At 67.8% G+C, this 15,743-nt stretch carries 18 protein-coding genes and 2 pseudogenes; 9 read left to right on the forward strand and 11 right to left on the reverse strand.

From position 1 onward, the window contains the following. Nucleotides 1–343 (forward strand): annotated as a pseudogene (locus ACIQ1J_RS33340) (hypothetical protein); the annotation flags it as partial. Between the two features lie 149 nt (nt 344–492). On the opposite strand, the gene ACIQ1J_RS33345 reads toward ACIQ1J_RS33340, so the two are convergent. Next, on the reverse strand, nt 493–1,125 hold the full coding sequence (locus ACIQ1J_RS33345; RefSeq protein ID WP_403562819.1) for a helix-turn-helix domain-containing protein: 633 nt from the start codon (nt 1,123–1,125) through the stop codon (nt 493–495). 52 nt (nt 1,126–1,177) lie between these two features. Between ACIQ1J_RS33345 and ACIQ1J_RS33350 the strand changes: the two genes are divergently transcribed. From ACIQ1J_RS33350 to ACIQ1J_RS33360, 3 genes are all read left to right on the forward strand, one after another. Continuing rightward, nucleotides 1,178–1,942, forward strand: coding sequence for an SDR family oxidoreductase (locus tag ACIQ1J_RS33350; protein WP_403562821.1), 765 nt, complete (start codon nt 1,178–1,180; stop codon nt 1,940–1,942). 593 nt (nt 1,943–2,535) lie between these two features. Then, a complete protein-coding gene (locus tag ACIQ1J_RS33355) occupies nt 2,536–3,198 on the forward strand; it encodes a hypothetical protein (RefSeq protein ID WP_403562823.1) in 663 nt (220 codons plus the stop codon). Between the two features lie 427 nt (nt 3,199–3,625). Then, complete coding sequence (locus ACIQ1J_RS33360) at nt 3,626–3,823, forward strand: DUF397 domain-containing protein (RefSeq protein ID WP_403562825.1); 198 nt, start codon at nt 3,626–3,628, stop codon at nt 3,821–3,823. A 54-nt stretch (nt 3,824–3,877) separates the two neighbouring features. Here ACIQ1J_RS33360 and ACIQ1J_RS33365 read toward each other — a convergent pair whose 3' ends face one another. The 3 genes from ACIQ1J_RS33365 to ACIQ1J_RS33375 are packed head-to-tail and all read right to left on the reverse strand — an operon-like array spanning nt 3,878 to nt 4,745. After that, nucleotides 3,878–4,045 (reverse strand): hypothetical protein, encoded by a 168-nt coding sequence (locus ACIQ1J_RS33365; protein ID WP_403562827.1) that lies wholly within the window; start codon nt 4,043–4,045, stop codon nt 3,878–3,880. Further along, the gene (locus ACIQ1J_RS33370) at nt 4,042–4,227 is read right to left on the reverse strand and encodes a hypothetical protein (protein ID WP_403562829.1); all 186 of its coding nucleotides are present in this window, start codon (nt 4,225–4,227) and stop codon (nt 4,042–4,044) included. Before ACIQ1J_RS33370 ends, ACIQ1J_RS33365 begins: the two co-directional genes overlap by 4 nt. Beyond that, on the reverse strand, nt 4,224–4,745 hold the full coding sequence (locus tag ACIQ1J_RS33375) for a TraM recognition domain-containing protein (RefSeq protein WP_403562831.1): 522 nt from the start codon (nt 4,743–4,745) through the stop codon (nt 4,224–4,226). The genes ACIQ1J_RS33370 and ACIQ1J_RS33375 overlap by 4 nt, the downstream gene beginning before the upstream one ends. A 370-nt stretch (nt 4,746–5,115) precedes the next feature. On the opposite strand from ACIQ1J_RS33375, the gene ACIQ1J_RS33380 reads away from it, so the two are divergent. Continuing rightward, nucleotides 5,116–5,649: a CbrC family protein gene (locus tag ACIQ1J_RS33380; protein WP_403562833.1), complete on the forward strand. Its 534-nt coding sequence runs from the start codon at nt 5,116–5,118 to the stop codon at nt 5,647–5,649. Between the two features lie 156 nt (nt 5,650–5,805). Here the strand turns inward: ACIQ1J_RS33380 and ACIQ1J_RS33385 are convergent, their stop codons facing one another. The 4 genes from ACIQ1J_RS33385 to ACIQ1J_RS33400 all read right to left on the reverse strand — a co-directional run bounded on the left by ACIQ1J_RS33385 (nt 5,806) and on the right by ACIQ1J_RS33400 (nt 10,242). After that, complete coding sequence (locus tag ACIQ1J_RS33385; protein WP_403562835.1) at nt 5,806–6,273, reverse strand: hypothetical protein; 468 nt, start codon at nt 6,271–6,273, stop codon at nt 5,806–5,808. 181 nt (nt 6,274–6,454) lie between these two features. Next, nucleotides 6,455–6,898, reverse strand: a complete 444-nt coding sequence (locus tag ACIQ1J_RS33390) for a peptidoglycan-binding protein (RefSeq protein ID WP_403562837.1) — start codon at nt 6,896–6,898, stop codon at nt 6,455–6,457. A gap of 236 nt (nt 6,899–7,134) precedes the next feature. Next, nucleotides 7,135–7,884 (reverse strand): hypothetical protein, encoded by a 750-nt coding sequence (locus ACIQ1J_RS33395; RefSeq protein WP_403562839.1) that lies wholly within the window; start codon nt 7,882–7,884, stop codon nt 7,135–7,137. A gap of 39 nt (nt 7,885–7,923) precedes the next feature. Further along, entirely contained in the window at nt 7,924–10,242 is a 2,319-nt protein-coding gene (locus ACIQ1J_RS33400) for a glycoside hydrolase domain-containing protein (protein WP_403562841.1), read from the reverse strand. Between the two features lie 619 nt (nt 10,243–10,861). Here ACIQ1J_RS33400 and ACIQ1J_RS33405 point away from each other — a divergent pair. From ACIQ1J_RS33405 to ACIQ1J_RS33415, 3 genes and pseudogenes are all read left to right on the forward strand, one after another. Then, nucleotides 10,862–10,933: pseudogene (locus ACIQ1J_RS33405) on the forward strand (XRE family transcriptional regulator); the annotation flags it as partial. 414 nt (nt 10,934–11,347) lie between these two features. Continuing rightward, on the forward strand, nt 11,348–11,743 hold the full coding sequence (locus ACIQ1J_RS33410; protein ID WP_376675869.1) for a DUF2690 domain-containing protein: 396 nt from the start codon (nt 11,348–11,350) through the stop codon (nt 11,741–11,743). A 1,482-nt stretch (nt 11,744–13,225) separates the two neighbouring features. Further along, on the forward strand, nt 13,226–13,435 hold the full coding sequence (locus tag ACIQ1J_RS33415; RefSeq protein WP_403562843.1) for a hypothetical protein: 210 nt from the start codon (nt 13,226–13,228) through the stop codon (nt 13,433–13,435). 48 nt (nt 13,436–13,483) lie between these two features. On the opposite strand, the gene ACIQ1J_RS33420 is transcribed toward ACIQ1J_RS33415, so the two are convergent. From ACIQ1J_RS33420 to ACIQ1J_RS33430, 3 genes are all read right to left on the reverse strand, one after another. Beyond that, nucleotides 13,484–14,056, reverse strand: a complete 573-nt coding sequence (locus ACIQ1J_RS33420) for a DM13 domain-containing protein (RefSeq protein ID WP_403562845.1) — start codon at nt 14,054–14,056, stop codon at nt 13,484–13,486. A gap of 91 nt (nt 14,057–14,147) precedes the next feature. Beyond that, nucleotides 14,148–14,279, reverse strand: a complete 132-nt coding sequence (locus ACIQ1J_RS33425; RefSeq protein WP_403562847.1) for a hypothetical protein — start codon at nt 14,277–14,279, stop codon at nt 14,148–14,150. A gap of 43 nt (nt 14,280–14,322) precedes the next feature. Beyond that, nucleotides 14,323–14,733, reverse strand: coding sequence for an STAS domain-containing protein (locus ACIQ1J_RS33430; RefSeq protein ID WP_403562849.1), 411 nt, complete (start codon nt 14,731–14,733; stop codon nt 14,323–14,325). 105 nt (nt 14,734–14,838) lie between these two features. Here ACIQ1J_RS33430 and ACIQ1J_RS33435 point away from each other — a divergent pair, with 105 nt between their 5' ends. After that, nucleotides 14,839–15,198 (forward strand): helix-turn-helix domain-containing protein, encoded by a 360-nt coding sequence (locus tag ACIQ1J_RS33435; RefSeq protein ID WP_210961544.1) that lies wholly within the window; start codon nt 14,839–14,841, stop codon nt 15,196–15,198. Nucleotides 15,199–15,743 lie beyond the last annotated feature (545 nt).

The following is a 15,743-nucleotide window of genomic DNA, read 5'->3' on the forward strand; positions in this document are numbered from 1 at the left end:
ACAGCGCGGCGAATTGCCGGAGGATCCCGCCGAGCTGCCGGCCGCGATCGACATCGTCGCACGTCAGCGCCGTGTGGTGAATACCCAGCAGCGCCCATGGGTGCTCTGGCTGGCAACGGCAGCCGCACTGCTGTGGCTGGTGAGCGCTGTGGCACAGTTCCTCGATCACAACTATGGATATACCTGTTTCCAGCTGTTCGTGACAGGCATGTTCCTGGTCGGCCCCCTCACCATGCGTCGGCAACGGCGGCGTCTGGAGAATGTCGAGCAGGCCCTCCACACCCGTCAGCACCCGCAGGGCACGTCCGACACCCCGCAGACGCGTCCCCGTCGGGCATATTGAGCTTCTTCAGCGTTGCCGCTCCAGCGTGAGCAGGCTTTGACTGGCTTTGTTCACGAGTGTTGACAGCGATCGTTCAGCACTTCGGGAGGCACTGACACCGCACTGTGTTCGATGGTCAAGAGGGATGACAGCGCCCGGTCCGTGGCGCCTCAGTCCTCCCGGTGGATGGCGACGGCGTCATCACCGAAGGACGCGGCGAGCGCCCGTGTGATCAGGTCGGGCAGCTTGGTGTGTCCGTCGTCTTCGGTCCAACGCGTCAGCGCCGTGTGCATCGCGGCCATGCAGGCGCTGGTCGCCGCCTGGGCGCGGAACGCGGCGTCGGGACCGGTCGCGTCATCCCCGAGGGCGTCGACGATGGCCTGTTGCAGCGCGTACTGGCTGTCCAGGTGCCGGGCCCGCAGCGCAGGCGTCGAGACCATGAGCCGGAGGCAGTCCAGCAGGAACCGCTCGTTCGCCCCCGGTTCGTCCCCGTTGCCACCCGTCAAGGCGGTGGCCGCGTCGATGAGCGCGCCGCCGACGCGGCGCACCAGGGGTTGCGTCGCGGAGGATGCGGCGACCTGCTCGGCGATGAGTTGGGCGGGCTGGTCGATGAGGACGAGGTCCTCTTTGGTGGGAAAGTGCCGGTACACGGTCATTGCCGAGACGCCGGCGGCCTCGGCGACGTCGGCCACCGTCACCGCGTCGTAGCCGTGGTCGGTGAACAGCCGCACCGCGTGCGCTTGGACCAGGCGCCGCGTCTCGGATCGCCGTCGTTCCCGCAGGGTTGGTTGCCGCTCACTCATGTGTTAGACACTACCATCATGTTGGTTACTAACGCTTAGATGAGGTAAAGGCATGGACGACCTGATGGGGAGAACGGCTTTGGTGACGGGCGCGTCGCGTGGCATCGGGCAGGCAATTGCCATTCGACTCTCGGCCGAAAGGGCCACGGTCATCGTGCACTTCGGCACGGATGAGAGCGGGGCGGCTGCGACGGTCGACGCGATGGAACGCGCCGGTGGGACCGCCTTCTCCGTCCGAGCCGAACTGGGCGTGGACGGCGATGTCGAGACGCTGTTCGCTGGTGTGGAGGCCGGCTTGGCCGGTCGGCCGCTCGACATCCTCGTCAACAACGCGGCGGCCGCACCGGCCGGTCCGCTCGGCGTGACGACCCGGGCGGAGTTCGACCACTTGTTCGCGGTGAACGTGCGAGCGCCGTACTTCATCATCGAGCGGGCACTGCCTCTGTTGAGCGAGGGCGCCCGGATCGTCTCGGTATCGTCGGTGGCGACCCGGATGGCCAACTCGGCCCAGACATCCTTCGCCATGACGAAGGGTGCGATCGAGACGATGACCAAGACCATCGCCGTCCAACTCGGCCCCCGAAGGATCACGGTGAACGCGGTCGCTCCTGGGGCCACCAGGACGGCGACCAACGGAGTTGCCTTCGACGCGCCGGGCCTCACCGAACAGATATCCGGTATGACGGCACTCAACCGGCTGGGCGGGCCCGACGACGTAGCCGATGTGGTCGCCTTCCTCGCCTCCGATGCCGCCCGCTGGGTCACTGGTCAGATCATCGACGCAAGCGGTGGCCTGTTCCTCGGTCCACGCATCTGACCGACGAAGGCTTGGCGAGGGCAGCGCATCGCGCAACTCCCCACACCGTTCCGGCTCCGCGGCATCCGGCCACGGAACCCACGCAGGAACTCGTTCGGCGGGCCGACTCGGCCAGAACCTGCGCTGCCCGAAGCCGTGGACCGTTCGATTTCTGCGGCGCTTCGAGCGCCGCCCGATCCCGTGTACAGGTGCTGTCGGTTCTCGTGAACAAAAGCCAACAGCGTTTGTCGACCGGTTCCGGAGTCAGTTGTCGGTCAGCCGACTCGTGAATGCCGAAGAGAAATGACGGCAGTGCCGTGGTGATCCACCACGCCGGCTCGACTCTCCGGCCGTCGCCGCCGCTCAGGGTCGCCGTAAACCCTGACGTGCTGATGCCTGCGTCGGAGGTCCGCAGACAGGTCGGGCGGCGCCGCGTTCGGTCGGCACGGACTTGGCCGGCGGGCGGAATCCGGCATGGTCAGTACCACGGAACTACCGAGGAGTTTCCGGCGCAGGACACCGGCTCTCGCGACACGGCAGTCGGCGCGGTGTCCTCTGACACAGGTCACGGTCTCGGGGCCGGGCTGTCAGACGCCGCTGCCACACTTCCGATCATGATCGATGACGGTTTCGAGTGGATACAGCAAGACCTCGCCTCCTGGGGCTTCTACCTGGTGATGGTCAAAGGCGTGAGCGTTGAGGAGCTGGCGGTGATGCGGGGCGCGGGTCCCGGCCTCGGCATCATTTCTCCTGAGACCTTCAACACGGCGTTGTCCAGCAACGTTCCGGACTGGGCCAGGTTGGGCGAACACGCAGGGTGGGCGTTCGCCTTGTGCGGTGGCGGCGACGGCTTCTACACGCAGCGTCCCGACCACGTGAAGCATCTGTGGGAGGACCGCACATGGCTGACCATCATGGACACCACTATGGACCCGTCAGCCATCGGCGTGATCGTGGACGGAAAGCTGGACTGGAGCTACTTCGACGGCGAGGTTCACGAGGCGGTCAGGGCGGATCATCCCCTCACCCAGCGGATGGTCGCCGAGATCGGGCTCGGCAGCGTCGACCCGGATCCCGACTTCCCCGACGAACCGGACGAGTGGGGGCTGCATGTCCCGGACATCCGGGACGTGTATCGGCTGATGGGCGAGCACTACGGGCTGGGCCTTCCCCGCAGAACGATCGCCGACAAGGAGCTGGCCGGGGTGTTCACCTCCCCGCGCGTGTACGCCAACGGGCAGCCGAACACCAGGTACGACAACATCCGACTGCCCTGACCACAGGCCGCCTCCTACGACAGGATGCCTGCGCCCGTGTCGTGGAACGTCGGCCACAGGTCAAGGTGGCCGGGGATGCCGCTACCGATGGCAGCGGACGGGCGCGACAGTCTCAGCGCCGACCCGCTCCATCGAACGCCACTCGCAAGAGCACCTCGCTGCCGCACTGACAGGAGACCTGGTGCCTCCCTGACTCATCAACACGACTCGCTCGCGGAACGGAACGCCTCCCGAGCCCGTCGACAAGCGACGTCGCGACTGCTCGACAAGGCCAAACGAGGGCCTACCCAGATAGGCAGAGCCCCGTTCTCCCTCTTCTCTTTCGGGTTGTTGCACAACAACACCCCCTCGTACCGGGCTGCTGATCCGTAGACTCCGCCGGGCGGGCAGCGGACTCCGCCCGCTCCCGGCCGGTCAGGAGGACCCCATGCCGCTCCCATCCACGGGCTGGCACAAGAGCAGCTACAGCACGGAATTCCAGGAAGCCTGCGTGGAGGCCTGCGCTGCCGCGGTCGACGCTGGCGTACGTGTCCGGGACACCAAGGACCGCGATCGTCGCTCCTTCTCCGTCTCCGCCTGTGCTTGGAGCAGCTTCTTGAACGCCCTGCGCCCCGACGGCTTCTGACCCGACAGCCCTCGTGGTGGCGTTCGCGGCGGACCTCGCGTCCGCCGTGCGCACTCAGCTCTCCTCCATCGCCCAGGCGCTGGGCACCAGGCCGGGCAGCCGGTGGTTGATCTGGTGCTCGCCCTTGGTGCACCCGGTGAAGGGTCCGCTGGAGCTGCGCAGCTCGCGCAAGCAGGGGTCGAGGGAGGCCGACGGGGACCTCGAAGTAAGGGGCGCCGTCATCGGTCACGTCGGGCCGCCTTCCTCTCTTCGTGCGCGAGGACGGCCCGTCCGGTGATGGCCTTCTCCTCAACCTTCATCCGCGGGCCGATGTGGGCGAGTGCCTTCTCTGCGTACCAGGGGCGCAGGGAGATCTGGGCGACTGGCATGCCGGTGGACATCAGCAGGGCGGTGCCCCTTTTCATCGCGCGGATCTCTGCGGCGTGGCCGAACTCCACATGGCGTCCATGCCGACCTCGCCCCACGCTTTCACGCCCTGGTGGTAGCACTGCAGGATGACGTACGGAGTGATGCCGCGGGAGCCGAGGTGGGAGTACAGGTCGGGCAGGTCGGCGATGCGGCAGATGTTGGCGGCCTCGTCCAGGACCGCGCGCATCGGCTCGGGCAGGCGGCCACCGTGGCGTTCGCCGGCTTCGGTGGCGGCGGTGAACACGGAGTCGGCGAGGGCGGCGACGACCGCGCTCGCCGGACCGCCCTTCTTGGACAGCAGGTGGAGGGTGTCCCGACTGGTGGCGGAGGCCTCGGGGACGAAGCGGGGCCGGTCCCTGTCCGGCGTCACCCACGTCAGGACCCGCTCGTCACGCAGGGCGGACACCGCGGTCCGCGCGTTCTGGAAGATTCCGGACTGGGTCTCTTCGACGATGTTGATGCTGGATTCGACCTGCTCGGCGAGGACGGGTTCGTGCGGTGTAAGGCGCACCACAGTTCGCGGCGTGCCTTCCGGGCAGTGCGGCCGGGCCATTGACCACGACGATGCGAACAGGGCTGACCAGCTCGACGACCTCGTCCCCATCGGGCAGCAGCTGCTCCCCCTCAGCCACGGTCGGACGGTGCGGTCTGCTCACGCCGGCGCGTCCGTGACGGCGGCAGTACGGCGGCCTGCGGGGTCGGTCGGGCCCACGGCCCGAGCATGGGCCAAGGCGGACGTCGACTGCTCCCCCGCACCGGCGGGGACAGTCCCTCGGCCGAGCCGTCCGCCGGCCTCGCGCTTGATCGACGTCCTTCCCACAGAGCAGACTGCTTCTCATGGGATCAGTGGGCATGGCCATCAAGCTGCGGACCGGACAGTGCCGATGAGTGCCGCCCTGCCCTTCTTCCGCTATCACCCAGACCCCCTTGCAAGCGGGTCCATCTGCGCGGCCGCCGAGACATGTGCCAGCTGCCGGCGCGACAGGGGATGGATCTACACGGCGACCTTCTACTCCGCTCAGGACGTCAGCGGTCGGTTCTGCCCGTGGTGCATCGCAGACGGGAGCGCAGCTGAACGCTTCGCGGGTGAATTCACCGACTCCTACGGGCTCGACGGTGTCAGCGAGGACGTATTGCACGAGGTCACCCGCCGCACCCCTGGTTTCCATGCCTGGCAGGACCCGCATTGGCTCGTCCACTGTCAGGACGCGGCCGCCTTCGTGGGCGAAGTCGGATACGCCGAACTGGTGGCGCATCCTGAAGCACTTGACCAGCTGCGGACCGACATGCGTCTCGACGGCCTGCACGACGAAAACCGGCTTGAGCGCTTCCTGACCAGCCTGGGCGAGGGGACAACCGCCATGCTCTTCCGCTGCACCGGCTGCAAAAGCCACCTCGCCTACGTTGACGCGTCCTGAATATCGTCCGTGCTGACACGTCTGCGGTAGCAGATGAGAGTGCGGGCGATACCGTCGAGGCGAGAAATTGGTTGGCCTTCCCTCACAGCCATCCAGCACGAACCGCGACAATCGGCACGTCGGAAGGCTGTCCGACGTGCCGATCGGGACGGCTTGTCAGGCAGTGGCCTTGATCGTGGAGACGTGATCGGTCATCCCACGGTCGTCGTACACCGTGATCGTCACGCTCCTGCCCTCCGGGATGTCCAGATTCACCTTCTTGACATCCCAGATGTCGGACGATCCCGGGGGCATGTACAGCCCGTACCGTCCACCATCACCTTCGTAGGACACCTTGTAGTAGAGGCCGTCGTTGTCGTTGGCGACGTCGTACATCCACAGCACTTCGTCGTACGGGTGGAATTCGACCTTCGCCAACGCGTAGCCACTCTGGTTACCGAAGACGACCTTTCTTCCCACCCCGCCGTCATCCTTCTGAAAATAGGTACCGTCGATGTCGTCATCGAACCGGCACGGGCAGTAGACCGTCCGCGCCGAGTCGTTCTGAATGACTCTCGGGTCAGGGTTGTAGGCGCTTGCCGGCGCGGTGGCCATGGTGGTGACGGCGACCGCGGCGGATGCCACTGCGACAAGGGACGCGATTGTTCGATTGCGCATATTCATCCTTCGATTGCTTTGACAGAATTCCGTGTTCTTCTCGGGGCCTGAACTCTGATCTCAGAAGTGCATCGGCGGCTACCGCAATTGGCTCGCAGATACAGCTGCGGCTGCCCGGCGTCGCTTCAGGCGAGGACGAGCGCCGAGCTCAGGTCACGTTGGCCATCCGCCTGAACGCCGCCCTGGTCTCCGGCCCGGCGATCCCATCAATCGGGCCGGTGTAGCGATACCAGGTCTTGAGGTAGCGCTGCAGCGCCTTCACCGTCCCCGTGCCGACGATTCCGTCGATCGAGCCGGTGTAGCCCCAGTTCTCCTTGAGGAGCCGCTGCATCGCCTTCCAGCTGCTGGTGCCGAGCTGCCCGTCGATCGCGCCGGTGTAGCCCCAGGCCCTCAGAAACTTGCCCTGAAGGCTTTTTGCCCCAGAGGTCGTCAGACCGAGGTTGACCACAGCTAGCGGGGCGAATGTCTCCGCACTCGCCACCACCTTCTTCTCCGGGGTCGCCGCGACGCTGGCGCCTGCGGTGGCCAGGCTTCCGGCGGCGATCCCGGCGACGGTGGTGACAGTGACGAGAGTCCTCGTCATGGCTCGCATGTGTATTCCCTCCCATGACCGGAACCACCCGTTGCGGGCGGCTCGGTGAGCAGTCTTCGGGCGGTGGTGCACGGACCACAACGGTCGCCGCCCAAGTGACCTGCGTGCGGGATGTCTCACGGGCTGACCTGCGGGGACTTCCGTCCCGGCGGGACACGGTGGGACGGCTGGGACCACTGCGAAAGCCTCTGGCGCGGTCACCCGCGAGTGCTCCTGCCGAGACGTCGCCCGAACTTCTACCGGTTCTGCCGGTTCTGCCGGTTCTGCCGGTTCTGCCGGTTCTGCCGGTTCTGCCGGATACGCAGGTCCCTGGCCCGGACTCGCCGCCGGGCGGCGAAGACGTCGGGGACGACGCCGGCACCGGCTCCGGGGCGAGACTCCCATTCCCTGATGCGCGCCGCGACGTCCGCCAGCCTCGTGTCTCCCGGGGCGACGTCGATCTGGAAGTGGGACTCCTTGGCAGGCTCCTGGTCGCCGCCCCACGTCACCACTCCGTCCAGTTCCGCCAGGATGTCCCGGATCGTGGCGAGGTCCTGGGGGAAGGCATTGCCTTTGGACCCTGCCGGGTAGAGGGGCTGGAAGATGGTGATGGCCGTCCCGGAGAGGTAATTGCTCTCGTACGGTGGGCCGATCACCCGGTCGGTGGTGTGCCCGGTGATGTCCCGGGGACCGATCTCGTGGACTTCGTAGTGGTAGCGGCGCGCCAGGTGGAGCAGGACGGTGGCGACGTCCCCGCCGCGGCAGGAGACGCGGGTGCCGCCCGCCCCTTCGATGAGGTGTTCCGGCGCGTGCTCGATGACCGGCCAGCCGTTGGCGCTGTCCGCCTTGTCCCACCGCCCGGCTGCCGGTGCGGCCGTGGCCACCCCGGCGGTTCCGGTGGCGGACCACAGGGCTGCCCCGCCGATCGCGAGGAAGCCGCCGACGACCTGGCGGCGCTTGAGCAGTGCGTACGGTGCGGGTTTCCCGTGTTTCCCGTGCTGGTTCACAGGTGGTCTGTCTCCTCGTAGTGGGTGATGTGCAAACGGTCAGCCGGCCAGTCCGTGGAGGACATCGACGAACCCTTGGACGAAGTTGTCGAGCTCGTCGTCCGGCAGCGAGTCGGGCAGGTTCGTGCCGTATCCCGCGGTGTCGTCGATGAGGAATTTCCGTCCGGCCGCGATCACGGGACTGTTCGTCGTGAGCACGTCCCGGGCCAGCGCGTGGGTGTTCGCCTTGGTCCCGAAGCGCTGACTGCGGTAGTCGCCGAACCGCCCGTTGTTCCCGCCGCTCTCGTAGTGACGGAGGACCGCGGTGGCTATGTTGAGACCGGCGCTGACGCGTTTGGCGATCAGATAGCCGTCCGCGTCCTCCAGGAGGTCCGAGTAGCCGAAGGTCGAGCGGAGACCTGTCTTCGCCAACCGCTCCACGCAGTACTGGTAACCGGAGGCGTAGCTGTCGCGGTCGCGCTGCCACTCCGCGTAGAAGGTGATGAGGTCCCCGCCCCAGCCGGCGACGTCGCCATGGTTGACCCGCTGCGCGTCGGCGGGCTGCGGGTGCTGGAAGTGGCCGTTGCAGGTGGCCATGAGGTGTTCGATGCCCATCTCCTGGCCCGTCGCGCTGTCCACGAAGCTCGTCACCCAGCGGGCGCCGCGCGCGTACTTGGCATACGCGATGAAGTCCCGGTCCGGTGGGCCGATGAGAGCCGTCCACTGGATGTTGTCGTACGACATGTGCCGGAGGTATTCCATGACGAGCCTGTTCGGATTTCCCTTGCCGTAGGCGCGGGCATACTCGTAGATCTCCGCGACGTAGTCGATGAAATCCTCGGACGGGGAGACGGTTTCGTTGACGCTTCCCTGACCGGAGTCCGTGCCGGGCCGATGGGCGTTGTTGTCGAGATCGAAGGAGTCTGATCCGTTGGGGAAGCGGAACTCCTTGATCTGGTTGAACGACCAGTTGGCCGGCAGGGGGAAACCGAGGTTTCCGGAGAAGCCCCAGGACATACCGGAAACGAACGACCAGCGGGCGTAGGTGGCCTCGGTGACCCGTGCGCACACGTTGCGGGACCCGTAGACGCCGTGTACGTAGCGCTTTCCTTGCCCGGCCAGTCCTCCGGTCACTCCTTGGAAGTAGGGAATGATGTTGGAAGTGATCTCCGGGTCGGTGGCGTCGTAGTCGACGGCGAAGTAGATGACCGTGCCCCGGTTGAACCCGTAGCCGATGGCACGCTCATGCGCTTCCAGCGCGTGGCGGTACCCCGTGCTGTAGCTGAAGTCGCCGAGTTCCCGGGCGTTGTCCTGATAGATCGGGAAGACGCGGAGTCCGTTGCTGAAGATGCTGTCGAGCTCTCCGGGCTGGATCTCCTTGTCGAGGGTGCTGCCCGGCGGGTCGTATATGTAGCGCCCCACGCACTTGTAGCCCTCCGCGGCGAGGGCTCGGGCGCGGGAGTCGGTGATCGTGAAGCGGGTGTCGCAGGCGTCGACCCTGCGTTCCGGGTCTCCCGTGGAAACCAGCAGTTGGGCCCAGGTGGCGTAGTCGCCCCTCCCGTGGTCCTCCAGCATGGAGAACTTCTGGAAAGCCTTGACGAATTCGGTGAGAGTGGAGTCGTAGGTTTCCTTGAACGAACTTGTGTAGTGCGAGCCCTCGGCAGGAACGGGTTCGTTGAAGACGCATGCCGCGGAGAAGAGCCTCACCAGGATTCCCGTGTCACCTTGCGACAACGTGTTGGCCTTCAGCCCTGCCTGCGTGCCGGGGCCGAAGTTCCCGTTGGCCTGGTCCTCGGGGATGCCCACGGTGTACTGAATGGCCTTCATGAGGGCCTTCTGCACATCACGTGAGTAGTGACCGTCGCATGGTCCGATGAAGAAGGTGGACTTGCTCAGGTAGCTGCGGTTGAGCCACTGCTGGATCGCTCGGACCTTCTCGGATCCGCCCGCGAGGACGACGTAGGCGTCCATCGTCAGCAGTGCTTTGAACACCTTCGGGGTGACCATGCCGCCGTGGTCCGGCATGCCCATGTCCGTGGTGATTGAGATGACGGAGTTCAGCGTGCTGGTGTCGTACCGGCCGTCGCCGTTGCCGCCCCAGTAGCCCTTGCAGAACAAGGCGTACTGGACGAGGTTGACCATGTTCGCGTTCGTTTGCCCCATGCCGATGTCGCCGTAGGTGGTCAGCCGCGACAGGGTGGTGGGGCCGAAAGCCGCGACGAGCGGGCTGATGCCCAGTTCGTGCTGGAGCCCCATGGTGAGGGAGTACATGGTGTTCCAGCCCGTCTGCCCGTCCTCGGCGCAGGGCTTGTAGCCGGGGACGTCACCGTAGGTGCTGTTCACCCATTTCTGCGCTTCCAGGACCTTGGCGTCTGCCACTACTGTCTCCGTATGTCTGTGGGTGGTATTGATCAGAAGCCCATGGGCTTGTCGTCCATGGGCGCAGCGAACGTGTGAGGCGCCGAAGCAGCTGCGGACGATGTGTGGCCGGCCCGGAGTCGTGCGCCAGGGCGGTGAGGAAACGCGCTCGTGCTGGAGGCAGCAGGTGACGGCGTACAGGGTGCCCTCAGCGCGGTGAAGCCCTCCTTGGCCACGGTGGGCATGCCGTCGACGTTGCGGGCGTCGATGAAGTCATGTACCCGCAGGACGAGCTCGTCTGCCATGGATGTCCGTTCGCCTGGTCGGACCGGTTGATGGACGCACGTGCCCGCCGTTGCGGCCTCGCGGTGATCGAGTGGCCCGGCCCGGCAGGTGTCCGCGGTCTTCCTGTCGGGGCGGGTGATCACATGCTCGCTTCGGGACGGCAACGCCGGTAGAGCGGTGGGAACGGGTGGGACATGATGGGAAGCGGGACGCGTCAACAGGCCCTGCATCAGGGGGACACGACGAGGGAGGACGAGTGGTGGCGGGACAGGCTGGGAGACCCCGGGCCGGTGGAGCGCCCGGGGAAGCCGAACTTCTGACCGAGCAGCTGAGGCTGCTGCGCCGGCGCAGCGGAATGACCCTGGCCACGCTCGCCGGCCGGACGAGCTACAGCAAGTCGTCGTGGGGGCGATACCTCAGCGGAAAGGCACTTCCGCCCCGACAGGCAGTGCGCGAATTCGCCCAGGCGGTCTCTGTCAGACCCGACCGCCTGCTCCTTCTGCTGGAGATCGCCGAGCGCGGGCAGCCGGATGGAAAGGCTCCGGATGACGCCGATTCCGTCGAGCGCCCCGACGCCTCCGAAACACCGCCGACGGTAGTTCCGGATCCAGATCCAGATTTGGGGCCCGGTCCCGAACCGGTTCCGAGCACGGGCGCCTCCGTGGTCCCGGACGCGGACTCGCCCGGGGCGCAGCCGCCGAAGCAGCCCGCCACTTCCGCGCCGCTCCGCCGGCCGCGGCGCTGGGGACTCGCCTTCGGGGCCGCCGCCACCGGTGTGGGTGTGGTTACGGGACTGCTCGCGGGAATGCTCATCGGCGCCCCGGAGAGCCAGGGAGAGCCCATGACCAGAGGCAGCCTCACGAAGTGCAGCGGGTTCGAGTGCCGGAACAAGGACTCCCAGCGCATGGAATGCCACATCGGAGTGTGGACCGCTGCGGCAGCGAAGGTCGACGGCGTCCACCTGGAACTGCGCTACAGCCCCCGCTGCGGAGCCGCGTGGGCCAGAATCACCGAGGGCCAGGTCGGGGACACGGCGAGGGTCGAGGGGCCGAACAACCACTCGGCCGCCCGCTCGATCACCTACGACCGGGACACCTACTCACCCATGGTCGAAGCCCCCTACCCAGCGGCCGCACGGGCCTGCGTGGTCCTCAAGGACGGAGGCAAGGAGGTCTGCACCCCGCACGGTGGCGCCTCGCCTCTGCCTGCCGCGGTCACCGACGAGAGCAAGCCGTAGCCACTGGCCGCCCGCGCCTGGACTGGTCCTACGGTGCGCGGCCGAGCACCCGTCCCCCACTACAGCGGCGGGTCCGCTTCGGCGGTCATCGCCGTACCTCCGCCTCGGGCGGACGCGTCGCCGGGCGGTGATGTCGGCTGAGGTGCCAGTTACAACTCCCGCTCCTCCTCGGCTCCCGGTCCGGTGGCGGGGACAGGGGCGGCTCCTGGTGGCCGCCGACGCAGGCGGGCAGCTTCATGCGCGGTCTGATGACGTGCCGTTGATCCGTTCCACCTCGGCGAGCTCTCGTCCCGGCGTCTCCTCGCCCTCATAGGTGCGCAGCCAGCCCTGGTCAGGTAGAGGACGGTGAGCCTCTCCCCCGGTCCAGCGGGGCCGGTACCAGCGGGGCGTGAGGCCGTTGTGCAGCCCGGTTGTGCCGCAGCCGCTAGACCCAGGTGGGGCGCAGTTCGCGCAGCCGGGCCCGGCATTCGGACGAGGCATGGCCGACCGCACCCGGCGGCGCGGCGGCGCCTCGGCCGGTGTCGGCGGCACGGTGGGCCACAGAGAACGCCGGTGGTTGTCCGGAAAGTGGCGCTCGCGCACTTCCGGACATCACCTCATCAGCGGGGCCGTTGGATGGATAGCCTTCCCGCGTGATCCTGGTCTCTTGGTACATCAACGGCTCTACTGGCAACCGCCTGGCGCCCACCGTCGCGCAGGCCCGCAGCGCTGTGCCGCGGCCCTGGACGCGGAGACTGCAACAGCTGAGGCAGCCGCAGAGGACATACTCGAAGCTCCGGCTCTATGGCTGGCCAGCGACGCACGGATGCTCGTGGACGAGAGCGGACTGGCTGCGTTCCGGGTAGACGAGAACAGCCTGGACCTGCTCGTGAGCCTAGCCCTCCTGTAACAACAAAAATGTCTCGCTGCGTCCGAGACGGCCCGCCTCGCGCGGCACTGACATCTCTGCTGCGCACGACAGCTTGTAAGGGTCGAGCCGTCGACGGGCCGTGGTTGCCGAGGATGCGGGCTGGGTTTGCATATCCAGGGCGCCGGTCACGCCAGCGGTCCTTTTACTGGTCACGACGAGCGGCGGGTGCAGACTCCGGCAGCACCGACACGAGGGCAGCTACCGGTGCGTCCGCGCCCACTCGTACCGGAAGCGCACACCTCCAGCGCCGGTGACCGCGTCCTCCCCCACCGCTGGGCCATGCTGCCCGCCCCCGCAGGCACAGCCCCAACCGACAGATCCGCCCTCACCCGGTCCCCGCCCTTCAGCAACCCATGACCGATCAGTGATCGCGCTCCTGGAGACCCTCACCGGCAGGTCCGGCACGACACGCCCAGCGAGTTTCCCCTCTCCGCGCGATACGACAAGGTCAGCCGCGCTGCCCCCAGTTGACGCGGCACGGCAGGCTGCGGAGAGACCGGATTGATCTTGAACCCGGGGTTGGGGCGCGGCTTCACGAGACTGCCTTCGGAGGTAGCGCCGGCGGCACGCTGATGAACCTCCTCGCCCGCAACCCCGGGCTCGTCCACACCGCCCTGACCCGTCTGCCTCCGGCATGGCGCCGACTCGACGTCCACATCGCAGGCCGCACCAGCGTGGCCGGGATCATGGCCTCGCCCTCGGTGCGCGGCGCCGCCGTCCTGGCCACCCGGCTCCCCTTCGGCCCTGCGGGAACGCTCTCCGGCGAACCTGTCCGACCTTGACGCGCTCCCCCGTCGGGGGGAGACGCCGCCCGCGCCCGGCGGCAGGCATCAGGCGCGGGCGAGTTCCGCGGCGCCGAAGGAGACGTCGAAGCGGTCGCACCAGATGCTCACGCTGGTGTACCGGGACAGGTCGACGTCATCGGGTACGGCGTAGTTCTGGCTGCCCTTGTTGCCCTTGAGCTTGCCGAGGCTGACGTACTCACCGTCGTCGAAGAGGTGCCAGCCGGCCCGGCCCTCCCTCACCGGCGCGTCGGTCAGCCACACCCGCAGGTCCGGGCCGTTGCTGGTGTCCAGGTTCTCCAGCCGTACGACATGGGAGCCGTCGGCGAGCCGTACCAGCCCGACCGTGCCGGAGGTGCTGTGCTCGTGGCTGATCAGCTCGCCGCCCGCCAGTGTCCGGGGCCCTGCGGCCACGCTCGGCGACGGGGCCGGACCGGTGGCGGAGGCGGCGGGAGGGGAGGACGACGCCGGTTGCACGGCCGGCAGCGCCTCGTCCACGGTCTCGTCCTGCCACAGCTTCCACGGCTGGAACCAGTACAGCCCCAGGCCCGCCCCGGCGACGGTCACCGCCAGCACCGCGACGACCAACCGCCTGCCCGGTCTCCTCAACCCACGTGCCATGTCCCGACCCGCCTTTCGATGATCCTCCGTCGACACCTCCATTCAACGCGGCCGGCGGCGCGCACAGGGGCCGAAAAGAATGACGGATCTCTTACGCCGCGTCGCCCACGACCGGACCCGGGTCCGCGGGGACACCCGCGGCGGCACGGCGGCGTGCGGCGTCCTCGTCGGTTCGGGCGTCGTGGCTGAGCGGCTTGGGCAGCGCCGTGGTGAGCAGGCCCACCGCACCGCCCCGCGGACCCGGCGGGATTCGGACGACACCGTCCCTAGCCCGCAGCCGCGTCCTCCACCGTCGCCCGTACCGTCAGCACGGTGTCGACTCCGGTGAGCTCCAGGATCCGCTGAAGCTGCCGTGTCGGCGCGGCCACCCGCAGGTCGGTCGCCCGGCAGGTGAGGATCAGCAGATTCAGCAGCGTCGAGTCCGCGAACGTGATGCCGGAAGCGTCCAGGACCACCTTCCGGTGTCCTCCGGCCGCGGTGTCCAGCGCGTCCGCCAGGGGCGTGATCGAGTGCATGTCGTAGGCGCCACGTGCGGCGACAACCCATGCGTCACGCCATTCGTACTGCACCACCGTGGTCACCTCCGGGTCCCGCGGGTCGAACCGCGCGGTCGCCTGCTCCCGACTCCGGTCGGCGTTGCCCGGGCGCCCTGACGTGCCTGTCTCGTGCGACGACACCCTCGGGTCCATCCTTGCGCCTCTCCCACTGGATCACGTCATTTATTACGCGAAAAGTATGTCACGTATTCGACATCAGGCAACAAGGGTCTTTAGAATGCCGTCATGGTTGGACTGCCTGAATCGCACACCGGATGGACGTTCGTCACCAACCACGCGCGCGTGCTTGCGGCCATCGCCGACAACCCGAGCGTCCGCATCCGTGACATCGCCGCCCACTGCCGGCTCACCGAGCGCGCCGTCCAACGGATCATTTCCGACCTCGAGCAGGACGGTTACCTTTCCCACACCCGGGACGGTCGCAGCAACACGTACCGCGTCGAACCGGACAAGGTGCTGCGACATCCGGCGGAAGCGGGCCTGTCCGTGGCTGCCCTGCTGTCGCTGCTCGTACGGGACGAGACCGACCGTCTGCAGCCCCGGGCCCAGACGTCGTCCTTCGCGGACTCGAACACCACGAGGTAGCGCGCCGGCGAGGTGTCGCCGCCGCGGGACCGCGCTGCCCCCGGCCGTCGTGCCGGAGGGCACTCGGCCCGTGACGGCCGTACGTCGTGCACGGCAGCGGAGCCGACCCGAGTGCCGTGGTCGCACAGGGCCGCGACGGCGAGACCACCCGCCAGGACTGGTGCCGCGGGGCGCCGTCGCGGGACTCCCGGGTGACGGCGAAAAGGCGTCGGAAGTCGTGCGCCCAGGCGAGACCGCCGGGCTGAAGCAGCGGGGGCGAGTCGCCCGAAGCGAACTCGAAGACACCGTGGGCCACCCGAGTACCCGGCCTGCACATGAATGACGACCGGAAGTCCGCTCACGGGCGGACCGCGCAGCCGACGCCACCGAGTCGCGCGACGGTGCGGCCGTACCCCTCGGGGCGCCCGGGCCCGCGGGAAGCGCTCAGCCCGACGGCGCGTCACCCACCTGGCGGGCACCACCCCCGCGCACTCCCGCACAAGAACCACCAGGGCCTCCCCGTGCCGCACCGCTTCGATCGTCGCGTCAGGGGTACTCACGCGGAG

Source organism: Streptomyces sp. NPDC097107 (assembly GCF_044762405.1).
GTDB lineage: Bacteria > Actinomycetota > Actinomycetes > Streptomycetales > Streptomycetaceae > Streptomyces > Streptomyces thinghirensis.

Excerpts from the sequence above, each read along its gene's own strand:
- ACIQ1J_RS33345 (WP_403562819.1), bottom strand. The coding sequence starts at position 1,125 with ATGAGTGAGCGGCAACCAACCCTGCGGGAACGACGGCGATCCGAGACG.
- ACIQ1J_RS33350 (WP_403562821.1), top strand. The coding sequence starts at position 1,178 with ATGGACGACCTGATGGGGAGAACGGCTTTGGTGACGGGCGCGTCGCGT.
- ACIQ1J_RS33355 (WP_403562823.1), top strand. The coding sequence starts at position 2,536 with ATGATCGATGACGGTTTCGAGTGGATACAGCAAGACCTCGCCTCCTGG.
- ACIQ1J_RS33360 (WP_403562825.1), top strand. The coding sequence starts at position 3,626 with ATGCCGCTCCCATCCACGGGCTGGCACAAGAGCAGCTACAGCACGGAA.
- ACIQ1J_RS33365 (WP_403562827.1), bottom strand. The coding sequence starts at position 4,045 with ATGACGGCGCCCCTTACTTCGAGGTCCCCGTCGGCCTCCCTCGACCCC.
- ACIQ1J_RS33370 (WP_403562829.1), bottom strand. The coding sequence starts at position 4,227 with ATGAAAAGGGGCACCGCCCTGCTGATGTCCACCGGCATGCCAGTCGCC.
- ACIQ1J_RS33380 (WP_403562833.1), top strand. The coding sequence starts at position 5,116 with ATGAGTGCCGCCCTGCCCTTCTTCCGCTATCACCCAGACCCCCTTGCA.
- ACIQ1J_RS33390 (WP_403562837.1), bottom strand. The coding sequence starts at position 6,898 with ATGCGAGCCATGACGAGGACTCTCGTCACTGTCACCACCGTCGCCGGG.
- ACIQ1J_RS33410 (WP_376675869.1), top strand. The coding sequence starts at position 11,348 with ATGACCAGAGGCAGCCTCACGAAGTGCAGCGGGTTCGAGTGCCGGAAC.
- ACIQ1J_RS33415 (WP_403562843.1), top strand. The coding sequence starts at position 13,226 with ATGAACCTCCTCGCCCGCAACCCCGGGCTCGTCCACACCGCCCTGACC.
- ACIQ1J_RS33420 (WP_403562845.1), bottom strand. The coding sequence starts at position 14,056 with ATGGCACGTGGGTTGAGGAGACCGGGCAGGCGGTTGGTCGTCGCGGTG.
- ACIQ1J_RS33435 (WP_210961544.1), top strand. The coding sequence starts at position 14,839 with ATGGTTGGACTGCCTGAATCGCACACCGGATGGACGTTCGTCACCAAC.